Source organism: Streptomyces sp. cf386, from assembly GCF_900103585.1.
Classification (GTDB): domain Bacteria; phylum Actinomycetota; class Actinomycetes; order Streptomycetales; family Streptomycetaceae; genus Streptomyces.
In genome coordinates, this window is sequence record NZ_FNHV01000021.1 from 112900 (window position 1) to 129583 (window position 16684).

Here is a 16684-nt window from a genome sequence, read left to right on the forward strand (position 1 = left end):
CGTTTGTTTCTTACTCTCCGTCAAAGATAACTCACCCCTTCCCGGTTCCCACCGCACACTCGAAAAGCGTCGTCTCCCCCTGCCGTCCCACCACTTGCACGTCGGAGTCGTGCGCACCGGGCACGTCCACCACCTCTATCCAGGTGGGCCGGTCGAGTTCGGCATACTGGTGGAAGACGGTGTGGAAGGAAACGGGCGTCCGGCCGCGGTTCCGGGCCCTGGCGCGCACGGCCTGGCGGGCGGCTTCGAGGAGCAGCATTCCCGGCACGTGATCGAGTGGATGATCGAAGAAAACAGCATGTGCGGTATCAACTCGCAGCTGCCAGCGGTCGGGGTGATCCGCCGGGGCGAGGACGACATCCGCGGGCAGGGCACGTTCCACTTCGGCGGGCGGCAGACCGGGCGGGACGGGCACGGCCGACACGGTGGCCGCGGTACGGCCGCCGCGCAGCCGACGGTAGACGGCCTCGCTGGTCCAGGTGATGGCCAGGTGCCCGGTGGCGACGTGCTCGCCGCCGACCCGTATGTCGGCGTCGCACCGGAATCCGGCCGGGCGGCCACCGCGCTGATCGACATCGGAGACGGTGACGCGGAGGGTGGGTTCGGCGGGTGCGGCGCCGACGGCCAGATGCTCGGGGTGTGTGGTGATCCGGAGTTCCCTGAGCACGAACTGGTGCCCCAGGGGGACTTCGTAGGCGGTGTGCGCCAGGAGGGCGGCCGCCTGACGGACGGTTTCCGCGACGAGCAGCGGCTCGTACGCCGTCCGGTCCGACGACACGTGTAACTGGTGGGCGCGCGGCCATTGGGCGAAGACGGTGAACCGGTCGGTGGCGGTGCTGGTCACGCCGGTGAGCAGCGTTTCGGCCACCGCGGCCCGGTGGACGAGCTGGCGGGGTACGGTGGCGGTCAGGCTGGCCGGCGCCATCGAGGTCTCGGCGAGCGGGTACGTGGCGAGTTGCCGCGGATGAGGCATTTCCCCTCCCAGGGTCCCTCCGTGTGTGCGCTGACAGACGGCGAGGTGCCCGTGCCGCGAGCGTTAGAGTACGAGGCGACCGGTTTGTTTTCAATGCGGCCTCGGGTCGCTCGCCGTGCCCGAATCCGCTCCGGCGCACGCCGGGCGCACAGGCCAACTCGGTACAGCGGAGGGGCTGTTATGGCGAGGCAGGAGCGCGCCATCAGAACGCGGAGGGTGATCCTGGAGGCCGCGGGCGCGGTCTTCGACGAACACGGGTACACCGCGACCACCATCTCGATGGTCCTGGAGCGGGCCGAGGTGACCAAGGGCGCCCTGTACTTCCACTTCCCGTCCAAGGAGTCCCTGGCCCAGGCCGTCCTGGACGAGCAACTGTCGCTCGGCGCGGTGCCGCCGCAGCCGTGCAAGCTGCAGGAACTCGTCGACATAACCTTCGTGTTCGGGCAGCGGCTGCTCGACAACTCACTGCTCAAGGGAAGCGTGCGGCTGGCGGTGGACCAGAGTGCACCGCCCGGTGTCGACCACTCGGGGCCGTTCCGGCAGTGGGTGGACCATCTGGTAGTGGTGCTCGAACGGGCCAATGAACAGGGCGAGTTGCTGCCCACCGTGCAGCCCAGGCACACGGCGGAGCTGATCGTCGGCGCGTTCGCAGGCATTCAGCTGATGTCCCGCGCGCTGACCGACCGCGGCGATCTGGCGGAGCGGACCTCGGTGCTGTGGGGACACCTCCTGCCGAGTATCGCGCTACCGGGACTGCTGACCGGCATCGACCGCAGGCCCGACCGAGGGGTCCGCGTCCTGGCCGCCCTCGACACGGAGGACGCCGAGCAGGACGCCATGGACCTGTCCGCACGCTGAGTACACGACACCGACCGGAGTGACGGTTTCCGTCAGGCCGGTGGGTGGTCATCACAGGCTTGGCCGGTGGTCATCACCGACATAGACGAACGGCGGGCCCGCCGATGCCCCATCCGCATCGGCCGGCCCGCCCGCATGTGATACGCGTCCGTTCAGGACCCGTGTTCAGGGTTGGCTCAGAAGGTCAGCTTCCAGCTGTTGATCCTGCCCGTGTCCTGGGCCGCCGTGTCCTGGACGCGCAGCTTCCAGGTGCCGTTGGCGGTCTCGCTGGAGGCGTTCACCGTGTAGGTGGTGCTGACGTTGTCCGCCGAGTCCGAGGAGCTGGCGGCCTTCAGACGGTAGGTCGAACCGTCCGGGGCCACCAGGTCGATGACCAGGTCACCGCGGTAGGTGTGGGTGATGTCCACGCCGACCTGGAGGGCCGAGGGGGCGTTGCCGCTGCGGCCGCTGACGGTGATGGAGGACTCGACGGCCGCGCCGTTGTCCGGGACGGAGACCGCGCCGGAACTGGTGAAGGTGGTGCCCCCCGTGGAGCCGCCGGAGCTGCCGCTCACCGCCTGCACCGTCTTGGCCGCGTCCGCGAGGCCCGCACCGCAGCCGCCCGAGCAGGTGCCGGGAAGAGTACGCGAGTTGGTCTTGATCGCGGACTCGATCTGCGCCGGGGTCAGCGACGCGTTGGCCGACTTCATCAGCGCGGCCAGACCCGCGACGTGCGGGGCGGCCATGCTGGTGCCCTGGTAGTACTCGTAGCTCTCGGAGGACGGGCCCTGCGCGCCGGAGTTCAGCGTGGACAGGATGCCGTTGGCCGTGACGGAGTTGGTCTCGCCGCCCGGGGCGGCGATGTCGACGACCGATCCGAAGTTGGAGTAGTAGGAGCGGTTCCCCTGGCGGTCGGCGGCGGCCACGCTGATGACGTTGTTGCAGCTGGCCGGCGAGTAGTTGGCCGCGTTGGCGTTGCTGTTGCCCGCCGCGACGACGACCGCGGTGCCGCGGTTCACGGCCGCGTTGATCGCGCTCTGCGTCGCGGTGGAGCAGGCACCGCCACCGCCGAGGCTCATGTTGATGACCTTGGCGACGTTGGTGTTCGCCGGGACACCGGAGACCGTACCGCCGGACGCCCAGGTGATGGCGTCGATGATGTCGGAGTCGTAGCCGCCGCACTGGCCGAGGACCCGCAGCGGGGAGACCTTCGCACCGTAGGCGATGCCCGCGACGCCCTTGCTGTTGTTGGTGACCGCGGCGATGGTGCCCGCGACGTGGGTGCCGTGCCAGGAGGACGTGGTGGCCGTCCAGTCGTCGCTGCACTGGCCGTCGGTGGTCCAGTCGCCCGTGTCGGCCGGGTTGCTGTCACGGCCGTTGCCGTCGTTGGAGACGGCGGTGTCGCTGATGAAGTCGTAGCCCGCGACGATGTTGGCGCCGAGGTCGGAGTGGGAGACGTAACCGGTGTCGATGACGGCGACGGTCACCCCGGTGCCGGTGGCGACGTCCCAGGCACCCGGCACGTTCATGCCCGCGGTGGTCTCGAAGAGGTCCCACTGCTTGGTGTACTCGGTGTCGTTGGGCGTGGCCAGCGGCTTGTTCAGCCGGTCCGGTACGACGTAGGCGACCTGCGGGTCGGCCTGGTACTCGGCGACGACGTCGGCGACGTCCGTCCTGGTGAGGTTCTCGCCCAGGTCGACGAGGGCGGCACCGGAGCCGAGGCGGCGCTGGAAGTCGAGGTCCTCGCCGGCCTCCTTGCCCTTGGCGGCGGCGTCGGTCTCGGCGGCCTTGTTCGACTTGGCCTCGGCGGCGCCGGACTTGTAGCCGACGATGAGGCGCTCGGCGGCGGCGCCGGGGGCGGCCTCGGTCTGCGCCGTGGGGACGGCGGCTTCCCGGGGAGCGGGTTCCTGGGCCACGGCGACGGTGGTGGCGGCCGTGAACAGGGCGGCGGAGACCGCGGCGACGGATATCAGCTTCCGTCTGGTGGATGCAGAGGTACGCAAGGGTGTGCCTTTCGTGGCCGGCCGTACTCCGGGCAGCGCGGAGCGGCGGTCTCTTCGCTTCGTCCTCGAAGCGGCGGGGGGTTACGCCGGAAGGCGGGTGGGGCAATGCGGCGAATGCGTGGGGGGGCAGTGCAGCAGGTGCGTGGGGGGGCAGTGCAGCAAGTGCGGGGCGCGCGGCGGCCGGCCTGGCGCGGGAGTCGACCCGTTCGGGGTTACCTGTGGGGCGGCTGTGGTCGAACGATAGGCAAAGAAAAGGTCATCGGGATACAGGGGAAACCCTAGATCAGGCCGGAAACCCACCCTCTACGTCGAAGAGTTGACCGGTATGGACGGGCTCTGCCCGGTTCGTCGCGCACTGAACGCGCCGCGCCCCTTTCCCGTACTGCACAAGGACCGTTCCCGCGCCGGCCGAGGAGACGTTCCGGATGCCCCGGATGCCCTGGATGAAATCGCACCGCACCGCCCTGGCAGCAGCCGCCGTCACGCCGTTGCTGCTCACGGTGTGGACCGCGGGCCCCGCTCGTGCGCACGGCGCCCCGACGGATCCGGTCAGCCGGGTCTTCGCCTGTTCCCCCGACGGCGGCGGCGCGTCCCGGTCGGCGGCGTGCGAGGCGGCGGTCGCGTCGAACGGTGCGCCCTTCACGGCCTGGGACAACCTGCGGATCGCGAACGTGAACGGCCGGGACCGGCAGGTCGTCCCCGACGGAGAGCTGTGCAGCGGCGGGCTGCCCGCCTACCGGGGCCTCGACCTCGCCCGCGCCGACTGGCCGTCGACCCGGCTGACCCCGGGTGCCAACCTGACCATGCGGTACGTCTCGACGATCCCGCACACCGGCACCTTCCGGCTCTATCTCACCAAGCCGGGCTACGACCCGACGAAGCCGCTCACCTGGTCCGACCTCACGGAGCGGCCGTTCGCGGAGGTGAAGGACCCGGCGCTGACGGACGGGGCGTACCGGATACGGGCGAAGCTGCCGTCCGACCGGGCCGGGCGGCATGTGCTGTACACGATCTGGCAGAACAGCAGCACGCCGGACACGTACTACTCGTGCTCGGACGTGGTGTTCCCGGAGACGAAGGAGCAGGGCGGCGAGGGCGCCGCAGCCGCCTCCCCGGGCAGCGGCGAGAAGCGTACGGACGGCAGCCCTTCGGCGGCGCCCGAGAAGCGCACCGACGGCAGCCCGTCACCGGCCGTCGACCAGCGCACACCTCAGCCGCCGTCGAAGTCCCCGGCGTCCGCGCGACCGCAGGGCGACAGCACCCCGGTGGCCTCCGGCACCGACACCGGCACGGGGCCGTCCACTCCCATGCTGGCGGGCGGCGCCGCGGCGGTGCTGGTGCTCACCGGCGGCGCCGCCCTGGCATTGCGTCTGCGTCGACGGTGAACTACCGCCGCAGGACGGTCAGTTGACGTTCACGGCGAGGCCCGAGCTCGTCACCGGAGCGTACTTGGCGGTGAAGTAGGCGTTGCTGAAGCACAGCGACGAACCGGACGTCTTGGTGAACGGCTGGCCGGCGAAGGCGATGCTGTTGTCGGCGTTGCTCGCCGTGCCGGAGAGGCTCGGCGCCTGGTAGACGCAGGTGATGCTGCCGAGCAGGGTGCGCAGCTTGACCGTGGACTGGATGGCGGAGCCCGCGGCCGGGGTCACGGTGACCGTGCCGTCGGAGGACACGCTGGTGGTGTACGGCAGGTTGTCGACGGTGATGCCGCTGACGCCGAGCACACCGGTGACGTTGGCGGTGCAGCCGCCCGTGTCGAAGGTGTGGGAGGTCAGCGACTCGGTGGCGGTGCCGGGAGCGGCGGGGTTGTCGGTCACGGTGGCAGAGAACGCCGAGCTGGTGCAGGAGATGCCGCTGGTGCCGGTCGCGCTCGAGTAGAACGTGGCGGCGGTGCCGCTCGCCAGGGACGCGTCCAGGACTGCGCCGACCGCGACGGCCGCTCCGTCGGTGGCGGTCAGGACCGGGGTGTCGGCGGCCGAGGCGGGGACGGCGAGCCCGAGGGCGGCGACGGTGCCGGCGAGGGTGAGGAAGGTGCGTGCGCGCATGCGGGTGTACCTCGTCTTTCGTTGCGGGGGAGTGCCCTGAGGGTCTGAAGGCTCAGGGGGTTCGGGGGGGGAGGTGGAGGGACGTGGGGGGGGAGATGGAAGGAGGTGGGGGGGTGCGCGAGTTCCGCGTGGGCCGTTGCCGGTCCGTGACGCCTTCTCCGTACGACACGGACCGGCAACGACAGCCCGACCGGTGGCCGGCCGAAGACCGTGGGGAGGGCTCCGGCCGGACCGGGCGGGGGGGGCGGCCGGCACGGACCGAGGGGGAAGCGACCGTGACGGCGCCGTGGAGTGATCTCGCGGAGTGAAGCGGAAAAGGAAATGTGAAGGACATCAGGTCCGGGAACGCGGGCAGAGGCCGCGTGGCGGCGGATCCGGCGCCACGGATCCAGGGGGGAGCCAGGGAGAGTTGTAGACCTGAGTGTCAGTCAACGTCAAGGAGTTGCAAGGGAGTTGATGCTCCTCGCAGAGCTCCCTGAGGCCCCCGGAAACCCTTGACCCACAGGTGGCACACAACCAACACCCTTTTTGCACAACCGCCTTGACCCTCATGTGTAACCACCGGTAACTTCCCGGCAGGCTACTGCGGAGTACGAGAAAGCCCTTGCACCCGCCGGGAGTTGCGAGGAGACGTGCGCCGTGGGCGCTGTCCGCGCCAGGACAACGTGCCGTTGATTGCCCTACCCGCACTTTTATGCACCTGGGAGCAGTTATGGCCTCGTCCTCGGACGTCTCCTCGTCCGCCGACAACACACCCCGGAACCCGGAAAGCGGTTCCGTGTCCGAAGCCTCCGAAACCCCCGACGGCCCCGCGAGACGCGGGCGGGTCCGGGCACGTCGGGCCGCCGTGATGGCGGTGCCGGCCACCCTCGTCGCCGGCGCCCTCGCGGTCCTCACCGCCGAAGGCGCGCTGGGCGTGCAGTTCGCCATCTCCGGCATGCCCTTCACGGTCACCGCGACCGAGCTCAACGGCACCGGGTTCGAGCAGTTCGGCGGCCTGGACAACATGGCGCCGGGCAGCCCCAACGAAGGGGACACCGGCGGCCAGGTGCTGGTCGTCACGTCCGCGATCAAGAACGCGACACTCACGAAGCTGTGCCAGAGCGTCGACCTCGGCGGCGTCAACCTGCTCATCACCGCGGGGAGCGGGGCGCAGAAGGTGACGGCGGTCGATCTGACCACCGACTCGACCGAGCTGTCGGGTGACGCGGCGTTCGACAACATCGAGATCGGCAACGACGCGAGTACGTTGACCAAGGCGGGGGTGAAGGGGCCGATCGGTGTCTTCAGCCAGCAGGCGGACACCGTGCACATCGCCAATCTGCGGCAGACGAACTACGCGACGACTGCCGGGGTGTTCAGGCTTCCCGGGCTGAAGCTCCGGTTCAGCAGTTCGGGTTGCCCATGAGCGAGCGTGCGGGATTCCGGTCGACCTTCCGTCGTTGGCGGGCCGACCGGCCGTTCTGGGGCGGGTTGTTGCTCGCGCTGGGCGGGGCGTGGATTCTGCTCACGATGAAGGCTTCGCTGAAGGTCGTTCTGCATGTCGGTATGCAGGGGCTGGCCGGGTATCTGCTGCCGGGGCTGATGGTGTTGCTGGGGTTGCTGGTGCTGTTCAATCCGGCGCAGCGGCTCTTCTACTCGATCACCGGGGTTCTGGTTTCGCTCGGGACCTGGCCCACGTCGAATCTTGGTGGGTTTTTCGTGGGGCTGTCGCTGGGTGTGGCGGGGAGTTCTCTCGCGTTCGGGTGGCTGCCGGATCAGGAGCCGCGGCGGAGTCGGCGGGAGCGTCGCCGGAGCGCCGTTGGGGCTGGTTGAGTTCGGCGGGTGCGGGTGCGTGGGGGCTGGTCGCGCAGTTCCCCGCGCCCCTTCAGGTTGGCTCCGTCCCGCCAACTTCCCAGCACCCTTGGGCAGTTGACAAACTGACCCGGCCCGACGCCGACGCCCCGGAGGCCTCATGTCCACCGACCGCATTGACACCGAAACCGCCCATTCCGCCCGCATCTACGACTACATCATCGGCGGCAAGGACTACTACCCCGCCGACCGGGAAGCGGGCGACGCCATGGTGCGTGAGTGGCCCGCGTTGCCCGTTCATATGCGGGCCAACCGGGACTTCATGAACCGTGCTGTGCGGTATCTCGCCGCGGAGGCCGGTATACGGCAGTTCCTTGACATCGGGACCGGGATACCGACCTCGCCCAACATCCATGAGATCGCCCAGTCGGTCGCGCCGGAGTCCCGGGTCGTGTACGTCGACAACGATCCGCTGGTTCTCACGCTGTCCCAAGGGCTGATGTCCGGCACGCCCGAGGGCAGGCCGGCGTACATCGAAGCCGATATGCGCGACCCGGCGGCCGTGCTCGACGCCCCGGCCTTTCGCGAGACCCTCGATCTCGGTGAGCCGGTCGGGCTCACCGTCATCGCGATCGTGCACTTCCTGCTGGACGAGCACGATGCCGTGGGGATCGTACGGCGGCTGCTCGAACCGTTGCCCGCGGGGAGTTACCTCGCGATGTCCATCGGTACGGCCGAGTTCGCGCCGGACGAGGTCGGCCGGGTCGCCCGGGAGTACGCGGCCCGGGGCATGCCGATGCGGCTGCGCACCCTCGACGAGGCCGGGGATTTCTTCACCGGTCTGGACCTCGTCGAGCCGGGCATCGTCCAGGTCCACAAGTGGCGTCCGGACGGCGCCGGCACCGAGGCGGTCCGGGACGCGGACATCGCGATGTACGGGGCGGTGGCACGCAAGCCGAGTTGACCCGGTTTGCGAGCGCAAGCGGTGTGGGCGGGCCGGAGGCCGGTCTGCCCTCCGGCCAGCGGTTCATCACGATGTGGGAGCAACGACTCACGCCTTGTGGTTGCACACTTGACTACCGGTGGTCACACGCGATTGGCTCCGCCTCAGCGAGAGTTCACAGGTCGGCGCACTCCTCCCGGCACCGATCGTCCTCTCGTTCGTTCCTCCGGCTCGGCCGCACAGCGAGGTGCCGCACCCTCATGAAGACCCCACCCCCCTCTCCCGGTTCCGCTCGGCTCGCGGCTCTCACGGCCGCCGCCTGTCTGCTGCTGTCCGGCTGCTCCGCCCTCGGCGGGACCGACGACGCGTCGGGTGCCGACGCGGCGGCGAGCACCGCACGACTGAAGGTCACCCTCGTCGCCCACGGCGGCAAGGGCGACGCCTTCTGGGAGCTGGTGCACAAGGGTGCCCAGGCCGCGGCCGCCAAGGACGACATCGAGCTGACCTACGTGAGCGACTCGGACCCGGCAGGACAGGCCGAGTTGATGCGCGACGCGGTCCGGCAGAAGGCCGACGGCATCGCGGTGACCCTCGCCAAGCCGTCGGCGATGACGGGTCCCGTCAGCGAGGCGCGCCGAGCCGGCATACCCGTGGTCGGCCTCAACTCCGGTATAGACGACTGGCAGTCCGCCGGACTGCTGGGCTACTTCGGCCAGGACGAGAGCGTCGCGGGCCGCGCCGTCGGCGGCAAGCTCGACGATCTCAAGGCCAAGCACGCGCTGTGCGTCATCCACGAGCGCGGCAACGTCGCCCTGGAGGCACGCTGTGCGGGCGTGAAGAAGACGTTCGGCGGCGAGACCGAGAACCTCTATGTGGACGGCACCGACATGGACGCGGTGACCGCCACCGTCGCGTCCCGGCTGACGCAGGACCCGAGCATCGACGAAGTGGTCACGAACGGCGCGCAGTTCGCGCTCGCCGCGGTGAAGTCGACCGACGAGGCGCACAGCAAGGCGCGGGTCGCGACCTTCGATCTCAACAAGGACCTCGTCAAGGCGGTCCAGGACGGGGACGTGCAGTTCGCGGTGGATCAGCAGCCGTATCTGCAGGGCTATCTCGCCGTGGACTCGCTCTGGCTGTACCGGACCAACGGCAACACCCTCGGCGGCGGCGAGGACCCGGTGCTCACCGGGCCGGCGTTCGTCACCAAGGCGAACATCGCCGCGGTCGCGAAGTTCGCCGCCAACGGGACGCGCTGACCGGACACTTCTGCCGAGGGTGTCGCCAAAGATTCGGTCAGGTGTGACGTGTACGTCCACATGTACGGATAACATCCTGCGAACCCCCTGTGACGTGCCGGACACGCGACCACCCCCTCGCGCCCGTCCACCTTCCGCTCGTACCTCCACCCGCTTGCCCCTCCCCCACCCGCCTGCCCCTCCCCATCCGCTTCCGCGCTGACCCTCCCCGCCCTCCGCTGATCGCCCTAGGACGACAATGTCTCCACGGACAGGTCCCCGGCGCCGCCTCGGCTCCATACGTCTCTCCCTGATCCTCCTCGCGCTGGTCCCCAGCGTCACGCTCGCCGCCGTCTGGAGCGTGACGACGATCCAGATGTTCTCGGAGGGCCTGCGACTGCGCTCGCAGACCGGGTTGAGCAAGTCGACCGGGGCCATGGGCACCGAGGCCACGCTCGCGCTCCAGCAGGAACGCAGCTACTCGGCCGTATGGCTCGCCACGCGTCAGGAGGCCGCCCGCACGGCACTCGACGCGCAGCGCGGCAAGACCGACAAGGCGGTCGCCAAGCTGCTCGCCCAGTCGGACGAGATCCAGCAGGCGCCCTCGCGGATCAAGGACCGGCTGTACTCGGTCGTCGCGTCGGTGAGCAGCCTGGAGTACTACCGGGGCCAGGTGGACAACCCGACCGACATTCCGGCCGTACAGGCGCTCGGCCAGTACACATCGATCATCGACGACCAGATCCACGCCTTCCAGGAGCTCTCCCAGGTCGACGACGGCGATCTCACCTCGCAGGCCGGTCCGTTGGTCTCGCTGGAGCACGCGGCGGAACTGGTGTCCCGGGAGGACGCGCTGCTGACGCTGTCCTCGCCGTCGCGGAAGATGGACGAGAAGACCTGGACCGAGTTCGCGGAGCTGGTGAACACCCGCCGCTGGCTCGTCGACGACCAGATCCTCCCCTCGCTCACCGGGAGCGCGAAGTCGGAGACCGAGCGGATCCTGGACAGCCCGCAGTGGCGGACCCTGGAGTCCGTCGAGGACCGGGTGCTCGCGGCCCGGGCGGCGGCGCGTGCCGAGGGTGACATCGCCGTTCCCGACGCGCAGAAGGAGTGGCGGGCCGCGCTGGTCAAGGTCTCCGACGAGTACGAGGTCCTGATCCGGCAGCAGACCACCGGGCTGCTGACCCGTAGCGCCGACAACGCGCGCAACCTTCTGATCAAGGCCGCCTTCCTGAGCGCCGGCGGACTGGTCGCCCTGCTGCTGTGCGTCGGGATGTCCTGGCGGATCACACGCTCGCTGTCCCGGCGCCTGCGGGGCCTGCGGGAGGCCACCCTGGGCCTCGCCCACGATCGGCTGCCGGACGTGGTGGCCCGGCTGGAGCGGGGCGAGACGGTCGACGTGGAGCTGGCGACGCCGCCGCTCGACTACGGGCACGACGAACTCGGCCAGGTGGCCAAGGCGTTCAACACCGCGCAGCGCACCGCCGTGCACACGGCCGTCGAACTCGCCGACACCCGGCGCGGCTTCCAGAAGATCATCCTCGGCATCGCCCGGCAGAGCCAGAACCTGGTCAACCTCCAGCTCACCAAGCTGGACGCGCTGGAGCGCGCGCACCAGGACCCCGAGATCCTCAAGGGGCTCTACGAACTGGACTCCACCGCCAGCCAGTTGCGCCGCTACGAGGAGAACCTCGTCATCATCAGCGGTGAGCGGCCGGGCCGCAGCTGGAGCGAGCCGGTCGCGCTGATCGACATCCTGCGCAGCGCCGTCGGCGAGGTCGCCGAGTACCAGCGGGTGGAGGTGCACACCGAGGAGGAGGTGCATCTCGCGCCGCCCGCGGTGGCCGACGTCATCCATCTGCTGGCCGAGCTGATCGAGAACGCCACGCTGTACTCGCCCGCTCCGGCGCCGGTCGGGGTGCGGGCCGCGATGGTGGCCAAGGGGCTGGCCGTGGAGGTCGAGGACCGCGGCCTCGGGATGTCGGAGGAGGACTACGACTCCTTCAACGCCCAGTTGGCCGAGCCCCCGCAGTTCGACGTCGTGGCGCTCGCGGACGACCTGCGGCTCGGCATGTTCGTGATCGGCCGGCTCGCCCGGCGGCACGGCATCGCCGTCACGCTGCGCTCCTCGCCGTACGGCGGCACGACGGCGATCGTGCTGATCCCGCACGACGTCGTGGTGCGGGACGTGTCCGCCGCCCCGGACCGGGAGGAGGTGGAGCACGCCGGTGCCGCCGAACCGGAGGAGCCGGTACGGGAGTCCCGCCCCGTCGTCCCGTCCCGCACCGCACCCACCCCGGCCCCCGCACCCACCGCACCTCCTGGCGGCCTCTCCCCTCTCCCCCGCCGCGTCCCGCAGACCAGCCTGGCCGCCGAGCTGCGCGAGGAGGCCCCGCCCGCCGAGGAGAGCGACCCCGCCGACGACTTCACAGCGGAACGAGCCGCCTCTTCTCTCGCCTGCTTCCAGCGGGGCACGCTCCAGGCCCGCGACGACTGCGGCGACGAGACACCAGACGCCCTCGCAGCCACAGACCACCAAGGCCCGGCCGCCCTGGCCGCGTTCCAGCGGGGCACGCTCGAAGCCAGCGATGGCGACGGCGACGAGGATCCGGAGGCGTCAGAGGTGCCGGACCTGCGGGTCCCGGCCGCTCGGCGGGCCCGTGACGATTCCGCCCGCGAGGAGCCGCCCTCGGCCGACGCCGCCTCGGCCGCCGCGTCCGCCGCCTCCCCCACGTCCTCCACCCCGCCCGCCGACCGCTCATGAAGGACACCGCCATGACACGCCCCACCCCCGCCACGGACACCCAGCTCGACCAGTTGCTCACCGGACTCGTGGAGCGGGTCGCCGACGTCAACCACGCCGTCGTCCTCTCCGAGGACGGGCTGGTGGTCAGCAAGTCCACCGGGTTCCTGCGCGACGACGCCGAGCGGCTGGCGGCGACCGCGTCCGGCCTGATGAGCCTCAGCAAGGGCGTCAGCATGGACTTCCGGGGCGGACCGGTGCGCCAGGCGCTGATCGAGATGGCGCACAGCTATCTGATCCTGACCTCCGCCGGACCGGGCGCCCACCTCGTCGTGCTCACCAACCAGGGCGCCGACGTCGGTGTGGTGGCGTACCAGATGAACATGCTGGTGAAGAAGATCGGCGAGCACCTGTCGGCGGCACCGCGGGCCCATGTCGGCCCTGGCGCGTGAGGTGGGCGGAGACGATACGGCGGGGCGGCTGGTACGTCCGTTCACGCTGACCGGTGGCCGGACCCGGCCCAGCCGCACCGACTTCACGCTCATCACGACGGTGACCGCGGTGGATCCACCGCCGGAGCGGGCACCGCGGCCGCAGCCCGAGCAGGCGCGGATCCTGCGGCGCTGCGCGCGGCCGATCGCGGTCGCGGAACTCGCGGCCCATCTCGACCTCCCGGTGAGCGTGGTCGCCATCATGCTCTGCGATCTGCTGGAGGCGGGCCTGATCACCATGCACCCGCCGCACCCCGTCACCCCCCGCACCCCGGACCTGGACCTGCTGCAGAAAGTGAGGGACGGCCTTGGCCGGCTCTGACACCACCGTGGAGGCGATCGCACCGCCCGACACGGTCAAGATCCTCATCGCCGGCGGCTTCGGTGTCGGCAAGACCACCATGGTCGGGTCGGTCAGCGAGATCGCCCCGTTGCGCACCGAGGAGCCCCTGACCGTCGCGGGCCTCGGCATCGACGACCTCAACGGCATCGAGCAGAAGCAGGCCACCACCGTGGCCCTGGACTTCGGCCGGATCACCATCAGCCGCGAGCTGGTGCTTTATCTCTTCGGTACACCCGGGCAGCAGCGGTTCTGGTTCATGTGGAACGACCTCGCGATCGGGGCGCTGGGAGCCGTGGTCCTGGTGGACGTCCGCCGGCCCGACTCCAGCTTCGCGGCGATCGACTTCTTCGAGCGCCGGGGCATTCCCTTCGTGGTCGGCGTCAACGGCTTCCACGGCGAACACCCCTACCCCGCCGAGGACATCCGGGACGCCCTCGCACTCCCGGCGGATGTGCCGGTGCTGCTGTGCGACGCACGGGAGCGCGAGTCGTCCCGGGACGTGCTGATCGCCCTGATCGACCAGCTGATCGCCGACGCCCGCAAGGCGAGCTGAACCGAAGCCGTCGCATCGAGTGGCGGGAAACCGCCAAGGATGACCATGTGATTGACGCGCCCTCCACGCTCTCCTACCTTCTGGTCGATTCACCGAACTGCGTTCGAAATACCGACAGCTCGGGAACCCCCCGCACCCCTGGAGAGCCGCATGACGAACCCCTCCCGCAGACACTTCCTCGGCATGGCAGCGACCGTCCCGCTCGCCACGACCGGCGCCCTGGCCCTCGCCGCGGGGACCGCGCACGCCGCCGACTCGGCGTACGCGATGGTCTACTTCACCGAGTCCAACACCATGCTGGAGGCGAACTACAACCTCCACCTGGCCGTCAGCACCGACGGCCTGCGCTGGACGCCGCTCAACCAGAACGCCCCCGTCGCCACCCCCACCCTCGGCGCCGGCGGTCTGCGCGACCCGTTCCTGCTGCGCAAGCAGGACGGCACCTTCGTCGTCCTCGCGACGGACCTGAGCGGCACGGACTGGACCCGCAACAGCGTCTACATCCACGTCTGGGACTCCACCGACCTGCGCACCTTCACCGGCTACCGCCTGCTGAAGCTGCACGACATGACCACCACGCACAGTTGGGCGCCGGAGGCGTTCTGGGACGCCTCACGAGGCCAGTACGGCATCCTCTACTCGTCGGTGAACAGCAGCGGTCACAACGTCATCATGGTCAGCTACACGACCGACTTCCGTACGACGACGAACCCGCAGGTCTTCTTCGACCCCGGCTACGACGTCATCGACGGCAACCTCACCGTCGGCGTGAACGGGGTCAACTACCTCTACTACAAGAAGGACCAGACCCTGGTCGGCGCCCGCTCGACGACCCTGAACCCCGGCAGCTTCACGCCCTTCAGCACCGGGGTCGCGCACGGCGGCACCGAGGCCCCGACCGTGGTGAAGTCGCTGACCGGCAACACCTGGTACCTCTGGGGAGACACGTACACGCCGAACGGGGTCTTCTACGCCTGGCAGAGCAGTGACCTGGCCTCCGGCACCTGGACGGCCGTGGACCAGAAGCTCTACACCCAGCCGCTCAACTCCAAGCACTGCGGCATCCACCCGATCACCTCGACCGAGTACAACAACCTCATCGCCAGGTGGAGCGCCCCCGCCTGGAACCGGCTCAAGTCCTACAACTACCCGGCGCGTTACGTCCGGCACAGCGGTTTCGCGGGGCGGATAGACGCGTACCCCTTCGACCCGTTCCCCGACTCGCAGTGGAAGCTGGTGCCGGGCCTCGCCGACTCCTCCGCCGTCTCGCTCCAGTCGGTCAACTACCCGACCCGGTACCTGCGGCACTACAACTACGCCCTGCGCATCGACGAGAACGACGGCACGTCGACGTTCGCCGGCGACGCGACCTTCTACCGGACGGCGGGGCTGGCCGACTCGTCCTGGTCGTCGTTCCGCTCGTACAACAACCCGACGCGGTACATCAGGCACACCGACTTCGCCCTCCGCATCGACCCGGTCTCCACCGCCACCGAGCGGCAGGACGCCACCTTCCAGGTCGGCTACTGAGCGGCCCCCGACAGCCGTACGGCGGGGTTGTGGCGGCATCCGCCGTCCGCAACCCCGCCGTAGGGGACGTCAGTTCAGGCCGGCCGACTTCAGCCAGGCCTTGGCCACGTCGAGCGGGTCCTTGTTCTCCAGCTGGACCTGGGTGTCCAGGTCGAGGAGGGTCTTGGTGTCCAGCTTGGCCGAGACCGCGTTGAGCGCGTCGACGCCCTCCTGGGAGAGGCCGCTCTTGTAGACCAGCGGGGTCACGTTCGCGAAGCCGAAGAGGTTCTTCGGGTCCTTCAGGACGACGAAGCCCTCCTTGGTGATGGTCGGGTCCGTCGTGAAGATGTCCGCCGCCTGCACGGTGTTCTTCGTCAGCGCGGCCTGGGTCAGCGGGCCGCCGGCGTCCAGCGCCTTGAAGGACTTGAACTCCAGGCCGTACTCGGACTCCAGGCCCTTCAGGCCCTGCTGCCGGGTCTGGAACTCGGGCGAGCCGCCGATCACCAGGTCCGGGGCGATGTCCTTGAGGTCCTCGAGGGTGGACTCGGCGGTGAGGTCGTACTTCTTCGCCGTCTCCGCGTTGACGCTGACGGAGTCCTTGTCCTCGGCCGGCGACGACTCCAGCAGCGTCAGCTTGGCGTCCAGCTTGGACTTCACCGCGGCGTTCACGGCGTCCGCCGACTTCTGCCCCGCCTTCGGGTCGAGGTAGGCGAGCAACGAGCCGTTGTACTCCGGCAGGACCGTCACGGAGCCGTTGCGCAGCAGGCCGTAGGTGGTCTCGCGGCTGCCGATGTTGGGCTTGTAGGTGACCTTGATGCCCTTGGCCTTGAGGGCCTCGCCGTAGATGTCGGCGAGGAGGATGCTCTCGGCGAAGTTGTTCGAGCCGACGACGACGGTGTCGCCGCTCGGCTTGTCCCCGGCGAGCGGGTCGGACTTGTCGGAGGAGGAGCATCCCGCCAGCAGCACCGCCGTGGCGGCGAGCGCGACGGCGGCCGCGCCGGGATGGTTCCTGAGGGACCTGCTGCTTGTGGCGGTGAGAGTCACGATTCCCGTTCCGGATTCTGGGGATTGGGTGAGCGAAGAAAGCTCTTCCACTCTTCCACTGATCCAATCCAGCCGGTTCTCCCTCAGTCAAGAGCAATCCGGTCACCGATTGGCCTCGAACAACGGTCACTTGCGATCGGGTGCGGAGCGGAAGGTTAAGGGGGGACG

15 protein-coding genes are annotated in these 16684 nt (G+C 69.7%); 11 read left to right on the forward strand and 4 right to left on the reverse strand.

All coding sequences use genetic code 11. The features are described 5' to 3' along the window. Positions 1 to 31: 31 nt before the first annotated feature. The gene (locus tag BLU79_RS38670) at positions 32 to 973 is read right to left on the reverse strand and encodes a ScbA/BarX family gamma-butyrolactone biosynthesis protein (RefSeq protein ID WP_093910700.1); all 942 of its coding nucleotides are present in this window, start codon (positions 971 to 973) and stop codon (positions 32 to 34) included. 180 nt (positions 974 to 1153) lie between these two features. Here BLU79_RS38670 and BLU79_RS38675 point away from each other — a divergent pair, with 180 nt between their 5' ends. Further along, positions 1154 to 1831 (forward strand): ScbR family autoregulator-binding transcription factor, encoded by a 678-nt coding sequence (locus BLU79_RS38675; protein WP_093910701.1) that lies wholly within the window; start codon positions 1154 to 1156, stop codon positions 1829 to 1831. Positions 1832 to 2007: 176 nt separating this feature from the next. Here the strand turns inward: BLU79_RS38675 and BLU79_RS38680 are convergent, their stop codons facing one another. Then, the gene (locus BLU79_RS38680; RefSeq protein ID WP_093910702.1) at positions 2008 to 3813 is read right to left on the reverse strand and encodes a S8 family peptidase; all 1806 of its coding nucleotides are present in this window, start codon (positions 3811 to 3813) and stop codon (positions 2008 to 2010) included. Between the two features lie 434 nt (positions 3814 to 4247). Here BLU79_RS38680 and BLU79_RS38685 point away from each other — a divergent pair, with 434 nt between their 5' ends. Continuing rightward, positions 4248 to 5198 carry a lytic polysaccharide monooxygenase auxiliary activity family 9 protein gene (locus BLU79_RS38685; RefSeq protein ID WP_093910742.1) on the forward strand — a complete coding sequence of 317 codons (951 nt, stop codon included), beginning with the start codon at positions 4248 to 4250 and terminating at the stop codon, positions 5196 to 5198. An 18-nt stretch (positions 5199 to 5216) separates the two neighbouring features. Here BLU79_RS38685 and BLU79_RS38690 read toward each other — a convergent pair whose 3' ends face one another. Next, entirely contained in the window at positions 5217 to 5858 is a 642-nt protein-coding gene (locus tag BLU79_RS38690; RefSeq protein WP_093910703.1) for a Tat pathway signal sequence domain protein, read from the reverse strand. Positions 5859 to 6570: 712 nt separating this feature from the next. Here BLU79_RS38690 and BLU79_RS38695 point away from each other — a divergent pair. From BLU79_RS38695 to BLU79_RS38735, 9 genes are all read left to right on the forward strand, one after another. Beyond that, positions 6571 to 7266, forward strand: a complete 696-nt coding sequence (locus BLU79_RS38695; RefSeq protein ID WP_093910704.1) for a DUF6230 family protein — start codon at positions 6571 to 6573, stop codon at positions 7264 to 7266. Continuing rightward, positions 7263 to 7673: a DUF6114 domain-containing protein gene (locus BLU79_RS38700; protein WP_093910705.1), complete on the forward strand. Its 411-nt coding sequence runs from the start codon at positions 7263 to 7265 to the stop codon at positions 7671 to 7673. The genes BLU79_RS38695 and BLU79_RS38700 overlap by 4 nt, the downstream gene beginning before the upstream one ends. Before the next feature lie 139 nt (positions 7674 to 7812). Continuing rightward, positions 7813 to 8616, forward strand: coding sequence for an SAM-dependent methyltransferase (locus tag BLU79_RS38705; protein ID WP_093910706.1), 804 nt, complete (start codon positions 7813 to 7815; stop codon positions 8614 to 8616). Positions 8617 to 8855: 239 nt separating this feature from the next. Next, positions 8856 to 9854 carry a substrate-binding domain-containing protein gene (locus tag BLU79_RS38710; protein ID WP_093910707.1) on the forward strand — a complete coding sequence of 333 codons (999 nt, stop codon included), beginning with the start codon at positions 8856 to 8858 and terminating at the stop codon, positions 9852 to 9854. Positions 9855 to 10092: 238 nt separating this feature from the next. Beyond that, positions 10093 to 12597 (forward strand): sensor histidine kinase, encoded by a 2505-nt coding sequence (locus BLU79_RS38715; protein WP_093910708.1) that lies wholly within the window; start codon positions 10093 to 10095, stop codon positions 12595 to 12597. An 11-nt stretch (positions 12598 to 12608) separates the two neighbouring features. Further along, on the forward strand, positions 12609 to 13028 hold the full coding sequence (locus tag BLU79_RS38720) for a roadblock/LC7 domain-containing protein (protein ID WP_062705779.1): 420 nt from the start codon (positions 12609 to 12611) through the stop codon (positions 13026 to 13028). Next, entirely contained in the window at positions 13009 to 13389 is a 381-nt protein-coding gene (locus BLU79_RS38725) for a DUF742 domain-containing protein (protein WP_177001338.1), read from the forward strand. The genes BLU79_RS38720 and BLU79_RS38725 overlap by 20 nt, the downstream gene beginning before the upstream one ends. Beyond that, complete coding sequence (locus BLU79_RS38730; RefSeq protein WP_093910709.1) at positions 13376 to 13963, forward strand: GTP-binding protein; 588 nt, start codon at positions 13376 to 13378, stop codon at positions 13961 to 13963. The genes BLU79_RS38725 and BLU79_RS38730 overlap by 14 nt, the downstream gene beginning before the upstream one ends. 150 nt (positions 13964 to 14113) lie before the next feature. Beyond that, positions 14114 to 15493: a glycoside hydrolase family 43 protein gene (locus BLU79_RS38735; RefSeq protein WP_093910710.1), complete on the forward strand. Its 1380-nt coding sequence runs from the start codon at positions 14114 to 14116 to the stop codon at positions 15491 to 15493. A 69-nt stretch (positions 15494 to 15562) separates the two neighbouring features. On the opposite strand, the gene BLU79_RS38740 is transcribed toward BLU79_RS38735, so the two are convergent. After that, positions 15563 to 16516: an ABC transporter substrate-binding protein gene (locus tag BLU79_RS38740; RefSeq protein WP_093910711.1), complete on the reverse strand. Its 954-nt coding sequence runs from the start codon at positions 16514 to 16516 to the stop codon at positions 15563 to 15565. Between the last annotated feature and the right edge of the window lie 168 nt (positions 16517 to 16684).